Origin of the sequence: Arthrobacter sp. E3 (genome assembly GCF_017353415.1) — a bacterium.
GTDB lineage: Bacteria > Actinomycetota > Actinomycetes > Actinomycetales > Micrococcaceae > Specibacter.
On the sequence record NZ_JAFMPX010000029.1, the window covers coordinates 1 to 17,988 of the forward strand.

Consider the following 17,988-nt stretch of genomic DNA (forward strand, 5'->3'; position numbering starts at 1 on the left):
CGTGGGGGAAACGCCCGGTCCCATTCCGAACCCGGAAGCTAAGACCCACAGCGCCGATGGTACTGCATTCGAGAGGATGTGGGAGAGTAGGACACCGCCGGACAACACCAAAAACAGGTCGAGGCCCCACACCACACGGTGCGGGGCCTCCCTGCATTTAAACGTCGAGGCACAAACCACAATCACACCGATCCCCAAAACGCGACGCGTAACAGCAGTGCGGGCTAGCGAAGAACGATGTCCGTGGCCGTAGCAGGTGATTGACCGGTGGAGATGAATCCTGAGACATTGGCCTGCGGGTGTTTGATGATGTCAGTGACTGAACCCAGATGCCGCGAGAGATCCACCTTGTCTTCCGGTGCAGCGAGTAGGAGTTGGAAACCGAACTCTTGCAGTGCATTGATGCCAGCGCCAGCGTATTCGGAGTTCGCTTGGATGAACGCCTCATCGATCATTACGGTGCCATAGGTGCTGTAACCCTGGGTGTCGATGCCCAATTGGTAGGCCAAGGCGGCTCCCATAATGAACGAGGTAAAGCGTTGGCCTTCGCCACCAGACAGCGTCCCAGGCTCTAGGCCAATTTCAACCTCTCCGTTGGGTCTGTGCTCATTGCAGCTGATAGTGACGTGCTGGCGGACGTCTAGGACAGTGTCTGTCCAGTGCGCCATGCCAGGGTCGCGAAGAGCGGTCACGAGCCGTTCAAGCTGTTGGTAGCTTGAGGCCATCTTTTCCTCAGTAGATTTCGTGTACGCGTTTCCAAGAGCTTCCTTGAGTTCCTTCCTGAACGCACGGGCTTCATCGGGAATGCTTGTCTGAACTTCCAGCCGCAGCCGGCTGCCCTTTTCAAATGGGACATCGGAGAGTATCTGGTTGAGCGGAAGTATACGTTCCTCAATCACCCTGCGTTCTTCTTCCAATAATTGCAGGAGATCCGAGAAGCGTTCGTATGAACGGTTGTTGAAGTACTCGCGGAATTCATCCTGGCGCTGGGGCAGACCGTCGGAGATTATACGTTCATAAAGCTCTTCGTAGTGCGGTGTCGCGTCGGCCCCGGTGCCGTGGCTGGCACTCATGGTAGGTCCGAACTGGCGGCCAAAGGACTTGAAGATCTCGCTCAGGGCCCCCTCTGTCCTAAACTGTTGTTCATTCAGGACTGCACTGCGTTCGCCCAAGTCGACGGCCACACCGCTCAACAACACCTCCATCTCGTCCAAAGTGGTTGGTTCGCCTCCGCTGAGGTACGGTGCGAACGCGGCAACCGCCCAGTCCGGTGCAGTGGCCTTGAGGTCAGCCGTTTTCTTGAGTGCTGTTCGGATGGAAGCCAGGTCTTTGTCAATAGCGGCGGCATCATGGTGCAGCACTGCTACACGACCCACGGCGGCTTCAAGGTCTGCCTTGGCTGTTGCCAGTAATTCACGCAGCTGCGCCAACGTGGCGCTTCCTGCGATTGTTCTTTCCAGCGCAGCGTGAAGGGCCTCCAGCTGGCCAGCCAACTCTGCGGAAGCGAGTTCGGCAAAGTCCCTGTCATCAACGGCTATCCGTTGCAGAGCGGCCAGCCTGCGTGCCGACTGTTCCTTGGCAAGGCTGCGTTGTGTTGCTGTAGCTGCAGATGCTTCATGCTTGGTCGCCAGGGCTTGTGCTTGTTCCTGCAGCTGGGCAATTTTGGCGGCGTTGTTGAATCCGAGCAGGTAGTCACCGGGGTTGATGGTGCGGGTGTCGCGTTCATAAACGGCGGAACTCAGCTTTACGGTTCCCGCCTGTGAGATGGCCTTTGCGTGTTGGTGCAGCTCGGAATCATTGGTCACGCAATGAAAGGCAAAGTCAGCCGCAATTTTCGACTGGAGCCAAGCTCCGGCGTCGGAATCGTGGAAATCTAGTTTGCCAACAAGATCGTCATCGCCGGCCGTTGCATCACGAGGGCGCACGGAGATGTTGATCCAACGCAGTTTCCCGTGCCCATCAAGGGAGTTGATGGCCTGAGTAACCGCGGGAATGTTCTCCCCGGTAATTAGCAAAGTTGTAGCGAGGGATCGCAAAGCCTTTTCCACCGCGGAACGCCATGAGCCCTGCCCACCGGCAATGTCCACCAGTTCCCCGGCAAACGGCATGTCATCCAGGGACAAGCCCGAGGCAGCAGAAATGGCCCGGCGTGCGGCTGCACTGCGTGAGTCGATATTGCTGCCGCGGCGCTCAAACGACTCAATCTCCGCACGAAGCTGTTTCTCCTGGTCGCGGATGTTTACGCTGACGGCAACGGCTTGGTACTCAAGCGCCCGCGCATTCTCCGTCTCTGCCTGTTGAAGCTCGACGCCGGTCGCCGCGTTAGCGCGGGCAGCGGCCAGCCCCGTCTTGCTCCAGTCACACTCGAGCCCTGCTGCTTCCAGTTCACCCTGGACCGAGGCTTCCACGCGCAGGCGCTCAGCAAGCTCCCGCTTCCCGGAACGGATGTCCTTCTCGAGGCCTTCGATGGCCCGTCCGCCATGGTTTGCATGCTGGTCGGAGAGGGCTGAAACGGACTCGGCCAGGGCATCCTTGGACGCGACGGCAGTTTCGATGTGGTGCTGCTTCTCCCGTGCTGCGTCGGCCAGGGCCACGGCCTTTGCCGCAAGTAGGTCAGCTTGGAATTTTTGCCGCAACAACGGCAGTTGAATATTTTTTAGTTCAGCTGTGCGGGACTGGTTTGCCTTGATGTCCTGCAGTTTCTTGTGCAGTTCAGGCACGGGCGCCAACGCGTCGCGCTGGCCGCGGGCATCCTCGAGCTGGCGGTAAATGCCGCTTAGGTGGTTGAAGTCCTCCACGGCTGCTGCCGCAGCAGACAGCGTCGCCGGCTTGTCCAGCACCTCGTAGCGGAAGAAGCGGTTGACGCCCTTGTCCAAGCCCTTGCCGTTTTGCAGGGTCCGCAGGAGGGAGAAGGCTTTGTCATTGTGGATTCCCAGCTTGCGGCGGAATCGTTCGGCAAAGGTCTTGTGGACGTCGAAAGTTTCGGCCCCGGGCAGGGCTGCGTGCAGTGAAGACGAGGAAAAGCGCCGGCTGCCGTGGTTTTCGAGTGCCTGGATGTCCAGTTCGGCATTGTGAATGACATAGTGCTTGCCAACCTGGCCTTCAAGCCCGTTGGCGGGCAGGTCAAAGAGCGCGGCGATGGTAACAACCCGTCCCAGGCCGTCCTCGAACACGAGGGAGGCCGCTGACCAGGTGGCGCTGGGACGTTGGTACACCACGCCGTCGGCCGTCTTGATCTTGCGTCCGCGCATGTAGCTGAAGGTGGTTCGCCGGTCTCTGCGGTTCGAGGCCTCGTTGGCTGATTCGTTCAGGCGCGGGGCAGCATAGAAGATGTGCTGGATGCCGTCGAAAAGTGTTGACTTGCCCACGCCGGGGTGGCCTGTCAGCAGTGTGCCTGCCCTGTCCACGTACATGGAGTGGCGGCCGTGAAAGGTACCCCAGTTGATGATGTGGATCCGGCTCAGGCGGAACTGTCCGGGATTGATTTCTTCACCAAAGGGCAGGGTCGTGGCAATGCTCATCTAGAACGTCTCCTGCATCAGTGTGTCCTCGAACGGTTCGGCGACGGCACTCTTGTCCAAGGCGGCAAGATAGGCCGGAATTTGATCGATTGAGTCAAAGGGAAGGGCCAGGGCCAGGGCGTTACTGACCCTGTACTCGTCGGCTAGCTCCGTGGGCACAATCAGTTTTAACCCTGCCAGCCGGGCTAGGGCGGCATCCGTCTGCTCGTCGAGGCGCTTGTCATCAACGGCGCCGGGCTGCCGGTGCTCGGCTAGGATCTCCCGAGCGCCTGCACGGGAAATCCCCACGTCGGTGCCAGTGCCGGCGTGCCTGTCGAGGAGCACGCGTAGACGCAACGCCAGTAGTGTCTCTTCGCGGCGCAGCGGCTTGCGGGCCACAATCGGCTGCGTGTGCACGGCGTCAATTGAGGCGGGGGTCAAAAGTGCGATCTTGCGCTCCAAATCGACAGTCAACAGCAGGAATATTTCGCTCAGGTACTGCTGGAGCGAGGCGGTGTTGTTGAGGATGGTCGTCCACAGGGCCGGATCCGTGGTGCCGTCAATGTACGGCCCGCGTAGCAAACGCACCAACGCCTGACGCAACGCAAGGGGGAAGGACCCGGTGTCTCCGGCAAAAGGGTCCGTTCACGTCCACCCTGGGAACTCTCGCTGGAGAAACTGATGCCAGCAGGGGTCGGGCTGGTTTCGTTCGGGCTGCTCATGGGGCGGGGTCCTTCGTGAAGGTGAACAACGGGACTTCGGCGGTGCGGGTGGTGCCGTCGATCTGCGTGAAATTCACGGTCTGGGTGCGCAGTGGATCAAAGGAGCTTCCTGAGCTGCGCGCAGCCATGATCAGGCCGCGGATCGAATTCAGGTGCTGCAGTTCGCCCGGCAGGGAGGTGTAGACGTCAGCCAGCGTGGCGCTGCCGTTGCGGCTCTGCCGGGCAAGTTCGACGGCGGCGTGCAGCGTTTCCATGTCGGGTGCCGGTGTAGAGGGGGTGCGGTGGATGTCGGCATCGCTCAGTGCCGGAGGTGCCGCCAGCTTCGGCGGCGGCACATGGTCCTCGGGGTTGAAAATGCCCAGCCCTGCCAGAGTTTCAAAGTTGGGTGAATACAACAGCGGCGGGACCACTGCTGTGCGGGAGCCCAGTGATGCCTTGGCCACTGCCTGTTCGGCCGCGTGGATGGCTTTGCGGAGCAGCACCGATTCCCTGAACTCGGCCGATTGCACATACGCGTGAAGACTCTCCGACAGGCGCCCGTAAATAGTGTGGACATCGGCGGCCTGGCGGCGCATCTCGCGCACCAGTGATGCGAGGTTGCCACGCTCCTCGGAACTGAGCTGATCCGTGAAGTCGCGTTCAAGCACCTCATTGACGGACTGCCGGAATCTGGCCTGCTGCACGGGGTCGTTGAGGAATTCGGTGAATCCCTGGAATGTTTCGCCTTCGACCGTACCGCGCAAGGCTTTGTCCCCGGCCAACACCTGTCCCATGGCCACACCCTTTGTCACGGAGGATTCCATGATCTCCTGGCGAATGGTGTGCAACATGCGCTCCACGCCGTCGCGCATGCGCTTGAAATCTGCAGGCAGGCTTGCGGCCAGGTCCAAAATGCTGCGGGTGGCTGCCAGTGCGGAGTCATCGGACAGCACGGTGGGGGTGCCGCCGTTGCGCAAGGCGGTAATTTCATTTTCCCGTTCGGCAATTTCTGCTTCCAGGGCGGCGATGCGCGTGTCGGGGTCGGGGTCGCTTTGAAACGAGAGGGTCTCAATGCTCGTCAGCAAAGTGCTCAGCCGTGAGCTGTTCAAGTTGGTGCGTTGTCCCGTCAAGGTGTCCAGCAACGCCAGAACGCGTGCCGTGCCGGCCGTGGGCTCATACAAGAATTTGCCGTCCACCATGGGGCGGGCCAAAAACTGGCTGCGCACCCAGGAATCGGCATAGTGCGAGGCTTGCCATGCCTCGTTTAGGCTCAGGTTTTCCCCGCGCAGCTCCTTCATGAAGTCGGCCAGGTCGGCGTGGAAGATTTCCAGCGGCACCCGCTGCCTGGTGGCGGTGAATTCAGCCCGCAGGAACGCCACCGCCCACGATGCTCCCTGGAGTAATTTCCACGCTGGGCTGTGCCGCAACTGCTTTTGCGCGTGCCACTGCGCAACGGCGTTGTCGGTGGAGCGCATGAAGTGGAGCCTTTCGGCGAAAACGGGAACGGGGGTAATTCCATTTTAAGGCATGAGGGAGACCTCGACTGTCGACGCTGCATTTTGCCCATTCCCAGCCAAGGCATGTGGTGAGGGTTACCCACAGGGGTGACTATCCGGCGTCGTGCTTACGGTAAGATAGACAAGTCTGTGCTGGAACCGGGGCCACTCAATGAGTGGACTCAGGCGCCAGACAGGCACCGCAAATGAACCTCCTGTTACGGAAATGCCGTAACCGCCTAGACCAAAGGAGGTGGGTTCACATATGCGTCCTTACGAACTGATGGTAATCATCGACCCCGATGTTGATGAGCGTACCGTTGAGCCGTCGCTGCAGAAGTTCCTGAATGTCATCACCAACGATGGTGGAACCATCGAAAAGGTTGACATCTGGGGCCGTCGCCGCCTGGCTTACGACATCCAGAAGAAGTCTGAAGGTATCTACGCCGTGGTGAACTTCACTGCTGCTCCCGCTACCGCTCAGGAACTTGACCGCGTGCTTGGCCTCAATGAGACCATCCTGCGCACCAAGATCACCCGTCCGGAAGAGCAGAAAGTAGAAGCCGAGTAATTTCGGCCCTAACTTTTTAGTTTTTTCTATGTAGGAAAACACCAAGCAGGAAGCAGGAGCAGATGGCAGGCGAAACCACTATCACGGTCATTGGTAATCTCACCAGTGACCCCGAACTTCGGTTTACACCGAGCGGTTCAGCAGTAGCGAACTTCACCGTTGCGTCGACTCCGCGGACCTTTGACCGCCAGTCCAACGAGTGGAAGGACGGCGAAACGCTGTTCCTTCGCGCGTCGATCTGGCGTGAAGCGGCCGAAAACGTTGCCGAGTCCCTCACAAAGGGAACCCGCGTCATTGTTTCAGGCCGGCTGAAGTCACGGACCTACGACACCAAAGAAGGCGAAAAGCGCACCGTCATGGAGCTTGAGGTCGACGAGATCGGCCCCTCGCTGCGCTATGCCAACGCCAAGGTCAACCGCACCCAACGCTCCGGCGGCCAGGGTGGGAATAACTTTGGCGGTGGCCAAGGCGGCCAGGGCGGAAACTTCGGCGGCGGCAACGCCGGCGGGGGACAAGGCGGCTTCGGCGGCAATCCCGGTGGGGGAAATCCCCAGTGGGGCGGCGGCCAGCAGCAGCAGTCCGCACCGGCAGCCGACCCCTGGGCCACGCCCGGTGGCGGCTCCTCCGGTTGGGGTGCAGGCCCGGATAACTCCGAGCCTCCCTTCTAACGTGTGGTGCAGGCCCTTTCGCGTCGGCTCCGCCGCCACGCAGGGAACCCGCGCACCACACTTGTTTATCAATGTGCGGCAACCGCCGTACGCACACCATCCCGCGGATTAATATCCACGGGCTCCACTAACACTAAGGAGCTCCACGATGGCTAAGGCTGAACTCCGTAAGCCCAAACCAAAGTCCAATCCCTTGAAGGCTGCTGACATCACTGTCATCGACTACAAGGACGTAGCATTGCTGCGCAAATTCATTTCTGACCGTGGAAAGATCCGTGCGCGCCGCGTCACGGGTGTCACCGTTCAGGAGCAGCGCAAAATCGCTCAGGCAATCAAAAATGCCCGCGAAGTTGCATTGCTTCCCTACTCCGGCGCTGGCCGCGGTTAAGGGAGATAAATACACATGGCAAAGCTCATTTTGACCCACGAAGTAAGCGGCCTCGGTGCCGCTGGCGACATCGTTGAGGTGAAGAACGGTTACGCACGTAACTTCCTTCTGCCCCGCGGCTTCGCCCTCACCTGGTCCAAGGGTGGCGAGAAGCAGGTTGAAGCCATCAAGGCTGCACGCCTGGCACACGCCCACGCTTCCATTGAAGCAGCCCAGGAGCAGGCCGCTGCCCTTCAGGGACACACCGTTGTTCTGAAGGTCAAGGCCGGCGCCTCAGGCCGCCTGTTCGGTACCGTCAAGGCCGACGACGTTGCAAAGGCTGTTGCCGCTGCGGGTCTGGGCACTATTGACAAGCGCAAGGTTGAACTGCCCGCCCACATTAAGTTGGTTGGCAAGCACACGGCAAACGTTCGTCTCCACGACGACGTTTCCGCTGTCATCACCTTGAACGTTGTAGCAAGCTAGTCGCCTGCACATAGCGTTTCTTGAAGCCCGGCTCCTTTAATGGGGCCGGGCTTCTTGCTTTAATTCGGGGTAGTGGTGGTCAGGTGCTGGTAGCTCGACGCTATGAGTTGCGCCAGCACATCCATGTCTATATCAGCGAGCGTGTTGACGTATATGCAGGATTCCCCGGATTTGAAGCGACCCAACGTCGCCAACAGTTCCGCAGCGCCGGGTGGGTACATGAGCCCGTATATGGCCAAGTTGGCCTTTCGCGGAGAAAATCCTGCAGCAGGAGCGTCACCTTCACGCCCCGATGTGTACTTGTAATGGTATTCGCCGTAGCCGATGAGGCTCGGTCCCCATATTTGTGGCGGCTGCCCCGTGATGTCTTGCATGAGGGCTACCAGCGCGTGGGCGTCTACTCGTTGGGTCGCTGGGCACGGGATATCCACATGTGCGTATATATCTGTGGATATTGTGAGCTTCTTCCAGCGGGCTGGTGTGGGCAAGGCTGTGCGTAAGCCTTGAACTTTGTTTAAAAAAAGTATTCCTCCACAGGGGGTGGATAGTGTTCATGCAGGTCAGAGCCATGTTTTGCGAACAATCGTCATTTTATCCACATACTTATCCCCATCCTGTGCACAAGCTAGGGCAGTTAATGCACTAGTTATCCACAGTGGGGGTGGACAACGGGGTTGGTGGATGCCCTTTCAGCGTCTAACGTTGCAACTAGGCTCTCCGCAAAGACGACTTTGTCCGTACCAGCTGGCAGGAGCAGTCGCACTAAAAAACACACCGCCACAAGTGGTGAAAGACCCGGTCAGCAGGGCGGAAAGAGGGCACCACACATGTCGGCTACAGTCAGGGAAATCGGGACAACACCCCGTGAACCAGATTTCGCAAGGACACCCCCGCAGGACCTAGTGGCCGAGCAAAGTGTCCTGGGTGGCATGATGCTCTCCAAAGATGCCATTGCGGACGTGGTCGAAGTACTGCGCGGAAGTGATTTCTACCGCCCGTCCCACGAAAGCATCTATGAGGCCATCCTGGACCTCTACGGCCGGGGCGAGCCTGCCGATGCCGTGACAGTTGCAGATGAGCTGACCAAGCGTGGAGAGATCGCCAAGATTGGTGGCGCTGCGTATCTTCACCAACTTATTCAATCTGTGCCCACGGCAGCCAATGCCGGCTTCTACGCTGAAATCGTGGCCGAACGTGCCGTGCTGCGCCGGTTGGTGACGGCTGGAACAAAGATCGTCCAGATGGGCTACTCCCAGGACGGCGAAGTTGAAGAGGTTGTCAACGCGGCCCAGGCGGAAATTTTTGCTGTTGCTGAGCGCCGCACCACAGAGGACTATGTACTCCTGAAGGACGTCATGGAATCCACTGTGGATGAAATCGAGGCTTCCGGGCACAAGGGCGAAGGCATGACGGGCGTGCCTACGGGTTTTTACGAATTTGATGAATTGACCAACGGGCTCCACCCGGGTCAGATGATCGTCATCGCGGCCCGGCCGGCCGTGGGAAAGAGCACCTTTGCCCTTGACTGGGCCCGCTCGGCAGCTATCGACCACAATATGGCCACTGTGGTGTTCTCCTTGGAAATGGGCCGCAACGAACTGGCCATGCGTCTGCTGTCTGCCGAGGCCACGATCAACCTGCAGGACCTGCGCAAGGGAACCGTCAAGGATGACCAGTGGTCAAAGATTGCCACCACCATGGGCAAAATGAACGAAGCGCCGCTCTTCATTGACGATTCCCCCAATATGTCACTCATGGAGATCCGGGCCAAGTGCCGTCGGTTGAAGCAGCAGCACGACCTCAAGCTGGTTATTTTGGACTATCTCCAGCTCATGTCATCCGGCAAGCGCGTTGAATCGCGTCAGCAGGAAGTTTCTGAGTTCTCCCGTGCCTTGAAGCTGCTGGCCAAGGAGCTTCAAGTCCCCGTTGTTGCCCTTTCGCAGCTGAACCGTGGCTCCGAACAACGTACCGACAAAAAGCCCATGATCTCCGACCTTCGCGAGTCCGGCTCCATCGAGCAGGACGCCGACATGGTGATCCTGCTGCATCGCGACGACATATATGACAAGGAATCAGCCCGCGCCGGTGAAGCCGACGTGATCGTGGCCAAGCACCGAAATGGGCCCACTAAAACGATGGTTGTGGCCTTCCAGGGCCACTACTCGCGCTTTGCCAACATGGCCAGCGACGGTGGGGGCAGCTACTAACCCGGCCGCACTGTGGTGATGTTTGACCGGGGTGCGCTGCTGGCCCATTACGCCCCGGTCCCCGGGCCGGAGCGAGGCCATGAATTGCCGCAGTGGCCGATACTGTTAAACCATGCCCAAACCAACAACGCTGACCGACGCCTCCAACGAGAGCCGCCGCGCAACGGCCAGGGCCATCCGAAGTTTGGCGATCCCCGCCTTTGGTGCGCTCATCGCCGAGCCACTTTTCCTCCTGGCTGACTCGGCCATTGTTGGACACTTGGGGGTTTCACAACTGGCCGGAGTGGGGCTGGCTGCCACTGTACTGCAGACCGTGGTGGGACTTATGGTGTTCCTGGCCTACTCCACGACTCCCGCCGTGGCGCGGCTTTTGGGAGCCGGCCGGCACGCTGATGCCCTTGCTGTTGGCAGGGACGGGCTGTGGCTGGCAGCGATGCTGGGCGTGGCGCTCGCCGTTGTCGGAATATTTGTTGGTGGCGGACTTTTCGGGGTCATGGGTGCCAGCGGAGATGTACTGGGGTACGCACAGACGTACTTCATGATCAGCTTGGCCGGCATTCCCGCCATGCTGCTGGTGATGGCAGCCATGGGCGTGTTGCGTGGCCTGCAAGACACGAGGACACCTCTGGTAGTGGCGATAGTCGGGTTTGCAGTCAACATCGTACTGAACCTGGTGTTGGTCTACGGCCTGGGCTTATCCGTGGCTGGAGCCGCACTGGGCACAGTGATTGCCCAGTGGGGAATGGCTGTGGTGTACCTGGTCATTGTGGTGCGGGCAGCCCGACGCTATGACGTTGGTCTGCGCCCCGATTGGGCGGGTGTTCGAACAGTGTCCCGTGTCGGCAGTTGGCTCATGCTGCGGACACTCTCACTCCGCGGCGCGATCCTGGCCACCGTGCTTGTGGTGACCGCACAGGGCGCAACCAATCTGGCAGCCCACCAGCTCGCCATGACCATCTTCACGTTCCTCGCCTTCGCCCTTGATGCCCTCGCCATCGCCGCCCAAGCACTGATTGGTAAAGAACTGGGTGCCGGCAACGTCATGGAAGTGAGGGTCTTGACACGCACCATGACGAGGTGGGGCCTGGTCTTTGGTGTGTTGACGGGACTCGCGCTGTGGGCGGGGTCCGGCGTCGTCGGCTGGATCTTCACCTCGGACACGAGTGTCCACGCGGCGCTGAGCGCGGCATTGCTTGTCCTGGCTGTTGCCCAGCCGCTTGCCGGGTACGTTTTTGTGCTCGACGGCGTCCTCATCGGAGCTGGGGATGCCCGGTATCTCGCATTGGTAGGGATGGCGAATCTGTTGGTCTACCTGCCCCTGCTCTTCTGGATTTCCCAAGTGGACTTCGGTGACACTGTTCCGGGGCTGTTCTGGGTCTGGGCCGCGTTCAGCATCGGGTACATGGGGGCCCGCGGATTGACTTTGGGGCTGCGCGCCCGAACGGGACGATGGATGCAAATCGGCGTTCCGGCCGCCCGCGGCTAGACTTGAAGGGTGAGTGAAACAGCACTGCCTCAGTCAAGCAACACCCGTACGGCCGCGCCCGGCATCCCTGCGCTGTGGCAGCGCGTGTTGTTGCGGGCTGTTGTGACGATGGCTTTTGGCCTCGTGACAGTCTTTTGGGCAGATCCTGGCGTGCTGGGATTGTGCCTTGGCTTTGCGCTCTACTTCCTTGCCTTGGCGGCCACCCAGTACTGGGTGGTGAGTACTCTTGAATTACCGCGTGGACACCGTGGCAGGCTGGTGTTGCTTGGAGCCGCAGGATTCCTGGCCATGAACGGGGTTGTGGTGGCTATTTCCGCCAGCACCGTGATAACGGCCTGGCTTGGCGGCGCAGCCCTTGCTGTGGTGGGTGCCGCCGAACTATTTGCCGCCTTGGACAAACCAGCCGGAAACAGGAAAGCGAAGATCGCTTTGCGAAGTGACTGGATGATCTCCGGCGTTCTTGGACTGGGCACAGGAATCCTCCTTCCGTTCTTCGCCACCGTGGGCCCCCACGCACTCATGGGCGTTGCCGGTGGAGGGGCACTGATGATCGGCGCACTATGGGCGTTGTCCGCACTCACGCTTCGCCATGATGGCAGCAAGACAAAAGCCCAGTAAACTGGCACCGTATGTTCTACTTCGCGTAGAAAGCCAGGGTGTGTGAACACCCAACAAGCAAAGGATCAATTGTGGGCCGTGTAGAGCCGCAGAACCCGGATTCGGGCAATTCCATCAAGTTCCCGCTGAGCTTTTCCGCCGCCCTTGCAGCGGTTGCGGGCCTTGTCACCCTTGTGGTGTCCGCTGGGGGCACGATTCATGGGCTGCGCTGGGACCTTGGAGCCATTGCGTTTGGCATTGCTTTTGTTGTCACCTTGCTGTTGTCATCCCTGATGGTCATGGGCCACAAGGAAAATGAGGACTACCTCAGTGAAGGTTCCGGTGTGAACCGGCGGTCCGCCGACCGCTTGAAGCAGATCAAAACGGACAATGCGGCCCAAGGCGGCCCGGCAGACACCACGCACGACGGCGAAACCCCCTCCCGCTAGATCGGCCGCACCGCGTCGGTCAGCTGCGCAACGCTGCCAAACTGTCCTGGATCCGCGAAAAGACACCGGCATCAACATCAATTCCGTGGCGTTTGAGCACCAGTACGGCTGAACCTGCCACGCCGTCGTCCACGAGAATCGGCGCAATGGCTGTGCTGAGCCCCGCGCCGGGCCCGCTCTTGTTCGTCCTGAGTGCGTCCACCACTGCCTGGGCAACAGTGGGTCCTTTTGTTAGAACGCTGCCGCCAAAAACTAGTGGCCCTGCCGCAAGTTGCGCGGCCCCATCACTTTCCACGCCCTGGCTGACGGCAAGAAGCGTCTGGGCCAGTGCATTGGCCGCACGCTCAATGATGTCCCTGGCAACTACGTCCTCTTGCGCCGCCCCCTCCTGTACCTTGAAAACGAGGGGAGCGAACCGGGAGAGCTCAATGGGACTCTGCTCGTAAACCCTCGAGATCAGCTGCTGTTGAGCACGTAGGCGCCCTTGGGTGCGGGCGTTCGGCTCCCAAGCTATCCCCAGCTCAGCCAGAACCAACTCGGTCAATGCCGTCGCCTGGCCCCGGCCGTCGAGAGCTGCCCCCACAGCCTGAACAACCTCCCTGCCAAGCCAGAACCCAGATCCCTCGTCGCCGAGCAACCAACCAGTCCCGTCAGCGACGGCGGCCAATTGACTGCCGGCGATACGTGCGCCCACAGCTCCCGTTCCGGCTATCAACGCCAAGCCTTCGTCATGACAACTTCCAGAGTAAAACGTCGCCAATAAATCAGATTCAATCATGATGTCACCTGTGAGGCCCAGTGGCTCGAAGCCATCCTGGAACAAATGCAAGGGCAGTTCAAGCGACGCTCCGGCCATCGCCACGAGAACACCTTCGATGGCCGCGGGGCGGCCACCCAAGGCCAGGGTAGAAGCTTGCACCAGTGCGTCCAATGCGGGTCCAAACCCGCGAGAAGCCGGGTTTCCCCCGCCCGCCGTGCCATAGCCGTGGCAGTTGCCCGCGGAGTCAACGAGAACAGCCCTGGTGGACGTTCCGCCGGCGTCAAGAGCAAGAAAATTCCGCATCGTTACCAATCTGTGTCTGAGTGTGACTTGACTTACATCCATCGTGATAATAGTTTTCATTGTGTAGCTATCAAAAAGAAACGGATTTTCACATGTCAGCTTTCACGACTCCTGCATCAGCGGCAACGTCCGCCGGTGTCGTGAACCGTATTCAGGCCAAACTACCTGATATGCCTGCTGCCATGGCCAAAATCGGTGCTTATCTTCTTGAGCACCCACAGGCACCCCTTGAACTCTCCATCATGGAACTGGCGGAGCAAACTAAAACATCCCCGGCCACTGTCACTCGCTTTTGTCGGCTGCTTGGCTATGCCGGCTACGTGCCCTTCCGGGTCAGCATTGCCTCTGACCTTGGGCGCAGCGACGCCCGCGAGTCGTGGAAGGCCGATATTGGACGTGCTTTTGGCCCCGATGACTCGCCACGTGACGTGCTGAGCACACTTGTGAACGCCCATACGCGTTCCCTGGAGGAAACCGCGGCCGTCATGGATTTGGCCTTGATGAACAAAATTGCCCGCCGCATTGCCATGAGTTCACATGTGGACATCTATGGGATTGGTGGGAGTGCTGTCATGGCCAAGGAACTCCAGTCACGTCTTTACCGGATCGGCATCAACGCCCACCACTGGTCAGAGGTCCACGCGGGACTGACGAGTGCTGCCATTCAGGACTCCGGCACGGTGGCCATCGGTATATCCAACACCGGCCGAACTGAAGAAACTTTGCAAATGCTGCGTGAAGCCGGCGAGGCTGGGGCGTTGACGGTGGCACTGAGCAACAACCCAGGCTCCCCTTTGGCTGAAAGTGCCGATGCTTCCATCATCACGTCCGTTCATGAGCAGTTCCTGCAGCCGGACGATCTCTCAGCCAAGCACGTACAGCTACTGGTACTGGACTTGATCTATTTACTGGTTGCTCAGGTAAATTTTGCCAAGACCACCTCGAAACTTGCGGCTTCAGCAATGGCTGTCTCCCCGCACCGGCGCCCCACCAGGGCCGCGCGGCTTGAAGTGAGCAGCCACAGAACACCCCGCAAAACTGGAAAGGGTGAGGATCATTTCTAATTACACGACAGATTTCAGCCTTGAAGTTTCCACCCGATTGGAAGCCATCACGGAGTGGGCCGTTGCGGGCGGCGTTGACGCGGCTGCTTCCGCAATGGCAGATGCCCTGGCTAACGGCGGCGTCATCCAAGCCTTTGGCACCGGCCACTCCGAGGCCTTTGCCATGGAGATTGCAGGCCGTGCCGGAGGGCTGATCCCCACGAGCAAGATCGCCCTGCGTGACTTGGTGCTCCACGGGGAACGAAGTGTTGCTGAATTGGACTCCTTGGAAGGTTCCGTCCTGGAACGCGAAACGGGTGTTGCCGAGGAGCTCTTCAATCTTTCCCTCATTGATCCGCGGGACATCTTCATCATTGCCTCGAATTCAGGGGTCAATGGTTCGATTGTTGGACTGGCATTGGCCGCTAAGGAACATGGACACAAGGTCATTGCCGTGACGAGTCTGCAACACACGAACGCGGTGGAACCCAAACACCCAAGTGGGCTGCGACTTAGCGAGATTGCAGATTTTATTATCGATCACAGGGCGCCCTACGGCGATACGACCCTGGAAGTTTCCGGCGGGGGAGGTGTTGGTGCTGTTTCATCGATCACAGGTGCATATATCGCACAGTTGCTCACTATCGAAACGGTCCAGTGCCTAATCCGTGCGGGGAAGAAGCCGCCCATCTATATTTCGGCAAATATCCCGGGCGGGGACGAACACAACACCGCGCTGGTTGGCCACTACGTCGGCCGACTCAGGCGTGAGGCATGATCTCAGCTACACCCATGCTGGAGTCAGCCCAGTGAAATGCAGTACCCGTACCAAGTTCGTTCAAGGCAGTACCGATTTAGCGCTCGTACCATCAATGGAAGGCAGTAAATAGAATGAGTATTCAGAACCAGCCGCTGCAGCGTCGTGGATTCCTCCGCGGGGCCCTGGCAACCGCCGTACTTTTGCCCTTGGGCGGAGCGCTTGCTTCCTGTGCAGGGGGCGGATCCTCCACCACCTCGGCTGCTGCGGGTGGCGAGGTTGACCCCACGAAGAACCCGTTTGGAGTTGCCAAGACCGGTGCACTTGACGCAGTGATCTTCAAGGGTGGCTACGGAATCGACTATGTTGACTTCGCCGGAGCCATCTTCACCAAGAACTTCCCCGACGTTACGGTGAAGATCAGCCCCTCCACTGACATCTCCCAGGAAATGCAGCCCCGCTTCGTCGGTGGCACGCCTCCGGATCTGATTGACAACTCCGGTGCCAAGTCCATGGGCTTTAGCGGCATTCTCGATCAGCTTGAAGACCTCAAGTCCGTTACAGAGGCCAACAACCTCGAGGGGACCAAGATCGCGGATACGCTGTATGACGGTGTCCTGACCCCGGGCACGTTCGGCGGCAAGGTTGCAGCCATCAACTACGTGCTGACCGTTTACGCAATGTGGTACTCGGCCAGCCTGTTCAAGGACAACGGCTGGACGGTGCCCACCACATGGGACGAAGCACTTGAGCTTGGCGCCAAGGCGAAGGAAAAGGGCAAGTACCTGTTCGTTTGGGGCAAGGAAGCTGCCACGTATTACCAGGAAATGGCCATCGCCTCGGCCATCAAGGAAGGCGGCGACGACGTCCGCCTGGCACTTGAAAACCTGAAGCCCGACGCCTGGTCCAACCCGGCACTTCAGAGCGTCTTCACCGCCATGGAGAAGGTTGTCCAGGCTGGTTACTTCAAGCCCGGTGGATCCGGCACTGTCTTCACTGCAGCGCAGGCACAGTGGAGCAACAACCAGGACGCACTGCTGTACCCGTCAGGTTCTTGGATTGAGAACGAGATGAAGGACCAGACCAAGGCTGGCTTCGAGATGACGGGTGCCGCTGTTCCGGTGGTGTCAGCCAGCCCGAAAATGTCCCAGACGGGCCTGCACTCCGCAGCAGGCGAGCCCTTCATTGTCCCCTCCAAGGGAGTCAATGTGGCAGCAGGCAAGGAATTGCTGCGCACCATGCTCTCCAAGGAAGCAGCCACCAACTTCGCCAAGACGAAGTTGGCTCCGACAGTTGTCAAGGGCACCGTCCCGGCCGACGGCTTCGGTTCCACCGCGCTGGTCTCCCAGACGGCGTTGCTGGAAGGTGCCGGCAAGGAGATCTTCACCTGGAACTTCATTGACCTGTACGGCATGAACGCCGACATGCTTGTCCCGTGGAACTCCTTCCTTGACGGCAAGCTCGACGTCCCCGGCCTCACCAAGGCCCTGCAGGAGATCACCGACAAGGTGGCCAAGGACAGTTCAGTCACGAAGATTGAAGTGAAGTGACACAAGCAACAAACGAAGTGCAGCCGGGCGGTGGCGTTGTCGCCACCGTCCGGCGGCGCCGGAAAAAACTGACATTTGATAAGGTCAGCTTCATGGCAGTCTTCCTGGGACTGCCGTTGGTGATCTATCTGGTCTTCGTGATCTCGCCTTTCGCCCAGGCGGTGTACTACTCGATGACCAGCTGGAGCGGCTTCGACAACAACATGCCGTTCGTAGGTTTTGGAAACTATGTCAAGTTGTTCAATGACGACATCTTCATGATTTCCGTCCGAAACAGTGTCATTTTGGTAGTCTTCCTGCCGGTGATCACCATTGTTTTGAGTCTTGTCCTGGCCACACTCGTGACCATTGGCGGCAGCAGCCGAGGCCAGATCAAGGGACTGAAAGGCGCAGGATTCTACCGGATCGTCTCGTTCTTCCCCTATGTGATCCCGGCAGTCGTCATCGGCATCATTTGGGCCCAGATCTACACTCCCAGCAACGGCTTGCTTAACGGCATCCTGACCGGCATTGGGCTTGACGGGTTTAAGGACTACCCGTGGCTTGGTGACGCGCGCACGGCCATGGTTGCCTCGATGGTGGTGATGGTGTGGGGCTTTGTGGGCTTCTACATGATCCTGTTCATCGCAGCGATCAAGGGCATTCCCGCTGAAACGTTTGAAGCAGCCCGCATTGACGGCGCTGGCCGTTTCCGCACAGCCTTGAGCATTACCATCCCGCTGATTCGTGACAACATCCAGACGGCTTACGTGTACATGGGCATTCTGGCTTTGGACGCATTCGTGTATATGTCCGTCTTGAACTCCACGGGTGGCCCGGAGAACTCGACCTTGGTTATGTCGCAAAAGCTGTTCACCACGGCGTTCTCCAAGAGCCAGTTTGGTCTGGCTTGTGCCATGGGCGTCGTTTTGGCAGTAATTACATTGGGCTTTTCGGCGCTGGTATTCCTGGTGAACCGGATTACCGGCGGCAGTCAGGATGTGGGTGAATAATGTCACTCGATATTTCAAAGAAATCGGCCGCAGAAGGCCACGTTGAACGTAAAGG

General features: G+C 59.2%; 17 protein-coding genes and 1 rRNA gene. 13 read left to right on the forward strand and 5 right to left on the reverse strand.

Features of this window, described 5'->3' with window-relative positions:
- Window positions 1-103, forward strand: a 5S ribosomal RNA gene (gene rrf, locus JMA46_RS12355); the annotation flags it as partial.
- A 121-nt stretch (window positions 104-224) separates the two neighbouring features.
- Here the strand turns inward: rrf and JMA46_RS12360 are convergent.
- The 3 genes from JMA46_RS12360 to JMA46_RS12370 form a co-directional block, all read right to left on the reverse strand.
- On the reverse strand, window positions 225-3,521 hold the full coding sequence (locus tag JMA46_RS12360) for an ATP-binding protein (RefSeq protein ID WP_207345651.1): 3,297 nt from the start codon (window positions 3,519-3,521) through the stop codon (window positions 225-227).
- The gene (locus tag JMA46_RS12365) at window positions 3,522-4,088 is read right to left on the reverse strand and encodes a DUF4194 domain-containing protein (protein WP_348770153.1); all 567 of its coding nucleotides are present in this window, start codon (window positions 4,086-4,088) and stop codon (window positions 3,522-3,524) included.
- A gap of 130 nt (window positions 4,089-4,218) precedes the next feature.
- Complete coding sequence (locus JMA46_RS12370; protein ID WP_207345653.1) at window positions 4,219-5,676, reverse strand: DUF3375 domain-containing protein; 1,458 nt, start codon at window positions 5,674-5,676, stop codon at window positions 4,219-4,221.
- 286 nt (window positions 5,677-5,962) lie between these two features.
- Between JMA46_RS12370 and rpsF the strand changes: the two genes are divergently transcribed.
- From rpsF to rplI, 4 genes are all read left to right on the forward strand, one after another.
- Entirely contained in the window at window positions 5,963-6,268 is a 306-nt protein-coding gene (rpsF, locus tag JMA46_RS12375; protein ID WP_207345654.1) for a 30S ribosomal protein S6, read from the forward strand.
- Window positions 6,269-6,330: 62 nt separating this feature from the next.
- On the forward strand, window positions 6,331-6,936 hold the full coding sequence (locus JMA46_RS12380) for a single-stranded DNA-binding protein (RefSeq protein WP_207345655.1): 606 nt from the start codon (window positions 6,331-6,333) through the stop codon (window positions 6,934-6,936).
- Between the two features lie 148 nt (window positions 6,937-7,084).
- Window positions 7,085-7,324: a 30S ribosomal protein S18 gene (rpsR, locus tag JMA46_RS12385; protein ID WP_003800144.1), complete on the forward strand. Its 240-nt coding sequence runs from the start codon at window positions 7,085-7,087 to the stop codon at window positions 7,322-7,324.
- A 15-nt stretch (window positions 7,325-7,339) separates the two neighbouring features.
- On the forward strand, window positions 7,340-7,789 hold the full coding sequence (rplI, locus tag JMA46_RS12390) for a 50S ribosomal protein L9 (protein ID WP_207345656.1): 450 nt from the start codon (window positions 7,340-7,342) through the stop codon (window positions 7,787-7,789).
- 59 nt (window positions 7,790-7,848) lie between these two features.
- Here the strand turns inward: rplI and JMA46_RS12395 are convergent, their stop codons facing one another.
- Window positions 7,849-8,220 (reverse strand): DUF1801 domain-containing protein, encoded by a 372-nt coding sequence (locus JMA46_RS12395; RefSeq protein WP_348770154.1) that lies wholly within the window; start codon window positions 8,218-8,220, stop codon window positions 7,849-7,851.
- A 396-nt stretch (window positions 8,221-8,616) separates the two neighbouring features.
- On the opposite strand from JMA46_RS12395, the gene dnaB reads away from it, so the two are divergent.
- From dnaB to JMA46_RS12415, 4 genes are all read left to right on the forward strand, one after another.
- On the forward strand, window positions 8,617-9,996 hold the full coding sequence (gene dnaB, locus JMA46_RS12400) for a replicative DNA helicase (RefSeq protein ID WP_207345658.1): 1,380 nt from the start codon (window positions 8,617-8,619) through the stop codon (window positions 9,994-9,996).
- A 112-nt stretch (window positions 9,997-10,108) separates the two neighbouring features.
- Window positions 10,109-11,482, forward strand: coding sequence for an MATE family efflux transporter (locus JMA46_RS12405; RefSeq protein ID WP_207345659.1), 1,374 nt, complete (start codon window positions 10,109-10,111; stop codon window positions 11,480-11,482).
- Window positions 11,483-11,491: 9 nt separating this feature from the next.
- Window positions 11,492-12,100: a hypothetical protein gene (locus JMA46_RS12410; protein ID WP_207345660.1), complete on the forward strand. Its 609-nt coding sequence runs from the start codon at window positions 11,492-11,494 to the stop codon at window positions 12,098-12,100.
- 71 nt (window positions 12,101-12,171) lie between these two features.
- Entirely contained in the window at window positions 12,172-12,528 is a 357-nt protein-coding gene (locus tag JMA46_RS12415) for a hypothetical protein (protein ID WP_207345661.1), read from the forward strand.
- A 19-nt stretch (window positions 12,529-12,547) separates the two neighbouring features.
- Here the strand turns inward: JMA46_RS12415 and JMA46_RS12420 are convergent, their stop codons facing one another.
- The gene (locus JMA46_RS12420) at window positions 12,548-13,591 is read right to left on the reverse strand and encodes a BadF/BadG/BcrA/BcrD ATPase family protein (RefSeq protein ID WP_207345662.1); all 1,044 of its coding nucleotides are present in this window, start codon (window positions 13,589-13,591) and stop codon (window positions 12,548-12,550) included.
- 92 nt (window positions 13,592-13,683) lie between these two features.
- Here JMA46_RS12420 and JMA46_RS12425 point away from each other — a divergent pair, with 92 nt between their 5' ends.
- The 4 genes from JMA46_RS12425 (at window position 13,684) to JMA46_RS12440 (ending at window position 17,933) form a co-directional block, all read left to right on the forward strand.
- Window positions 13,684-14,655, forward strand: a complete 972-nt coding sequence (locus JMA46_RS12425; RefSeq protein WP_207345663.1) for a MurR/RpiR family transcriptional regulator — start codon at window positions 13,684-13,686, stop codon at window positions 14,653-14,655.
- Window positions 14,639-15,412: a sugar isomerase domain-containing protein gene (locus JMA46_RS12430; RefSeq protein ID WP_207345664.1), complete on the forward strand. Its 774-nt coding sequence runs from the start codon at window positions 14,639-14,641 to the stop codon at window positions 15,410-15,412. The genes JMA46_RS12425 and JMA46_RS12430 overlap by 17 nt, the downstream gene beginning before the upstream one ends.
- A 113-nt stretch (window positions 15,413-15,525) precedes the next feature.
- Window positions 15,526-16,941, forward strand: a complete 1,416-nt coding sequence (gene ngcE / locus JMA46_RS12435; protein WP_207345665.1) for an N-acetylglucosamine/diacetylchitobiose ABC transporter substrate-binding protein — start codon at window positions 15,526-15,528, stop codon at window positions 16,939-16,941.
- The gene (locus JMA46_RS12440; protein WP_348770155.1) at window positions 16,938-17,933 is read left to right on the forward strand and encodes a sugar ABC transporter permease; all 996 of its coding nucleotides are present in this window, start codon (window positions 16,938-16,940) and stop codon (window positions 17,931-17,933) included. The genes ngcE and JMA46_RS12440 overlap by 4 nt, the downstream gene beginning before the upstream one ends.
- Window positions 17,934-17,988 lie beyond the last annotated feature (55 nt).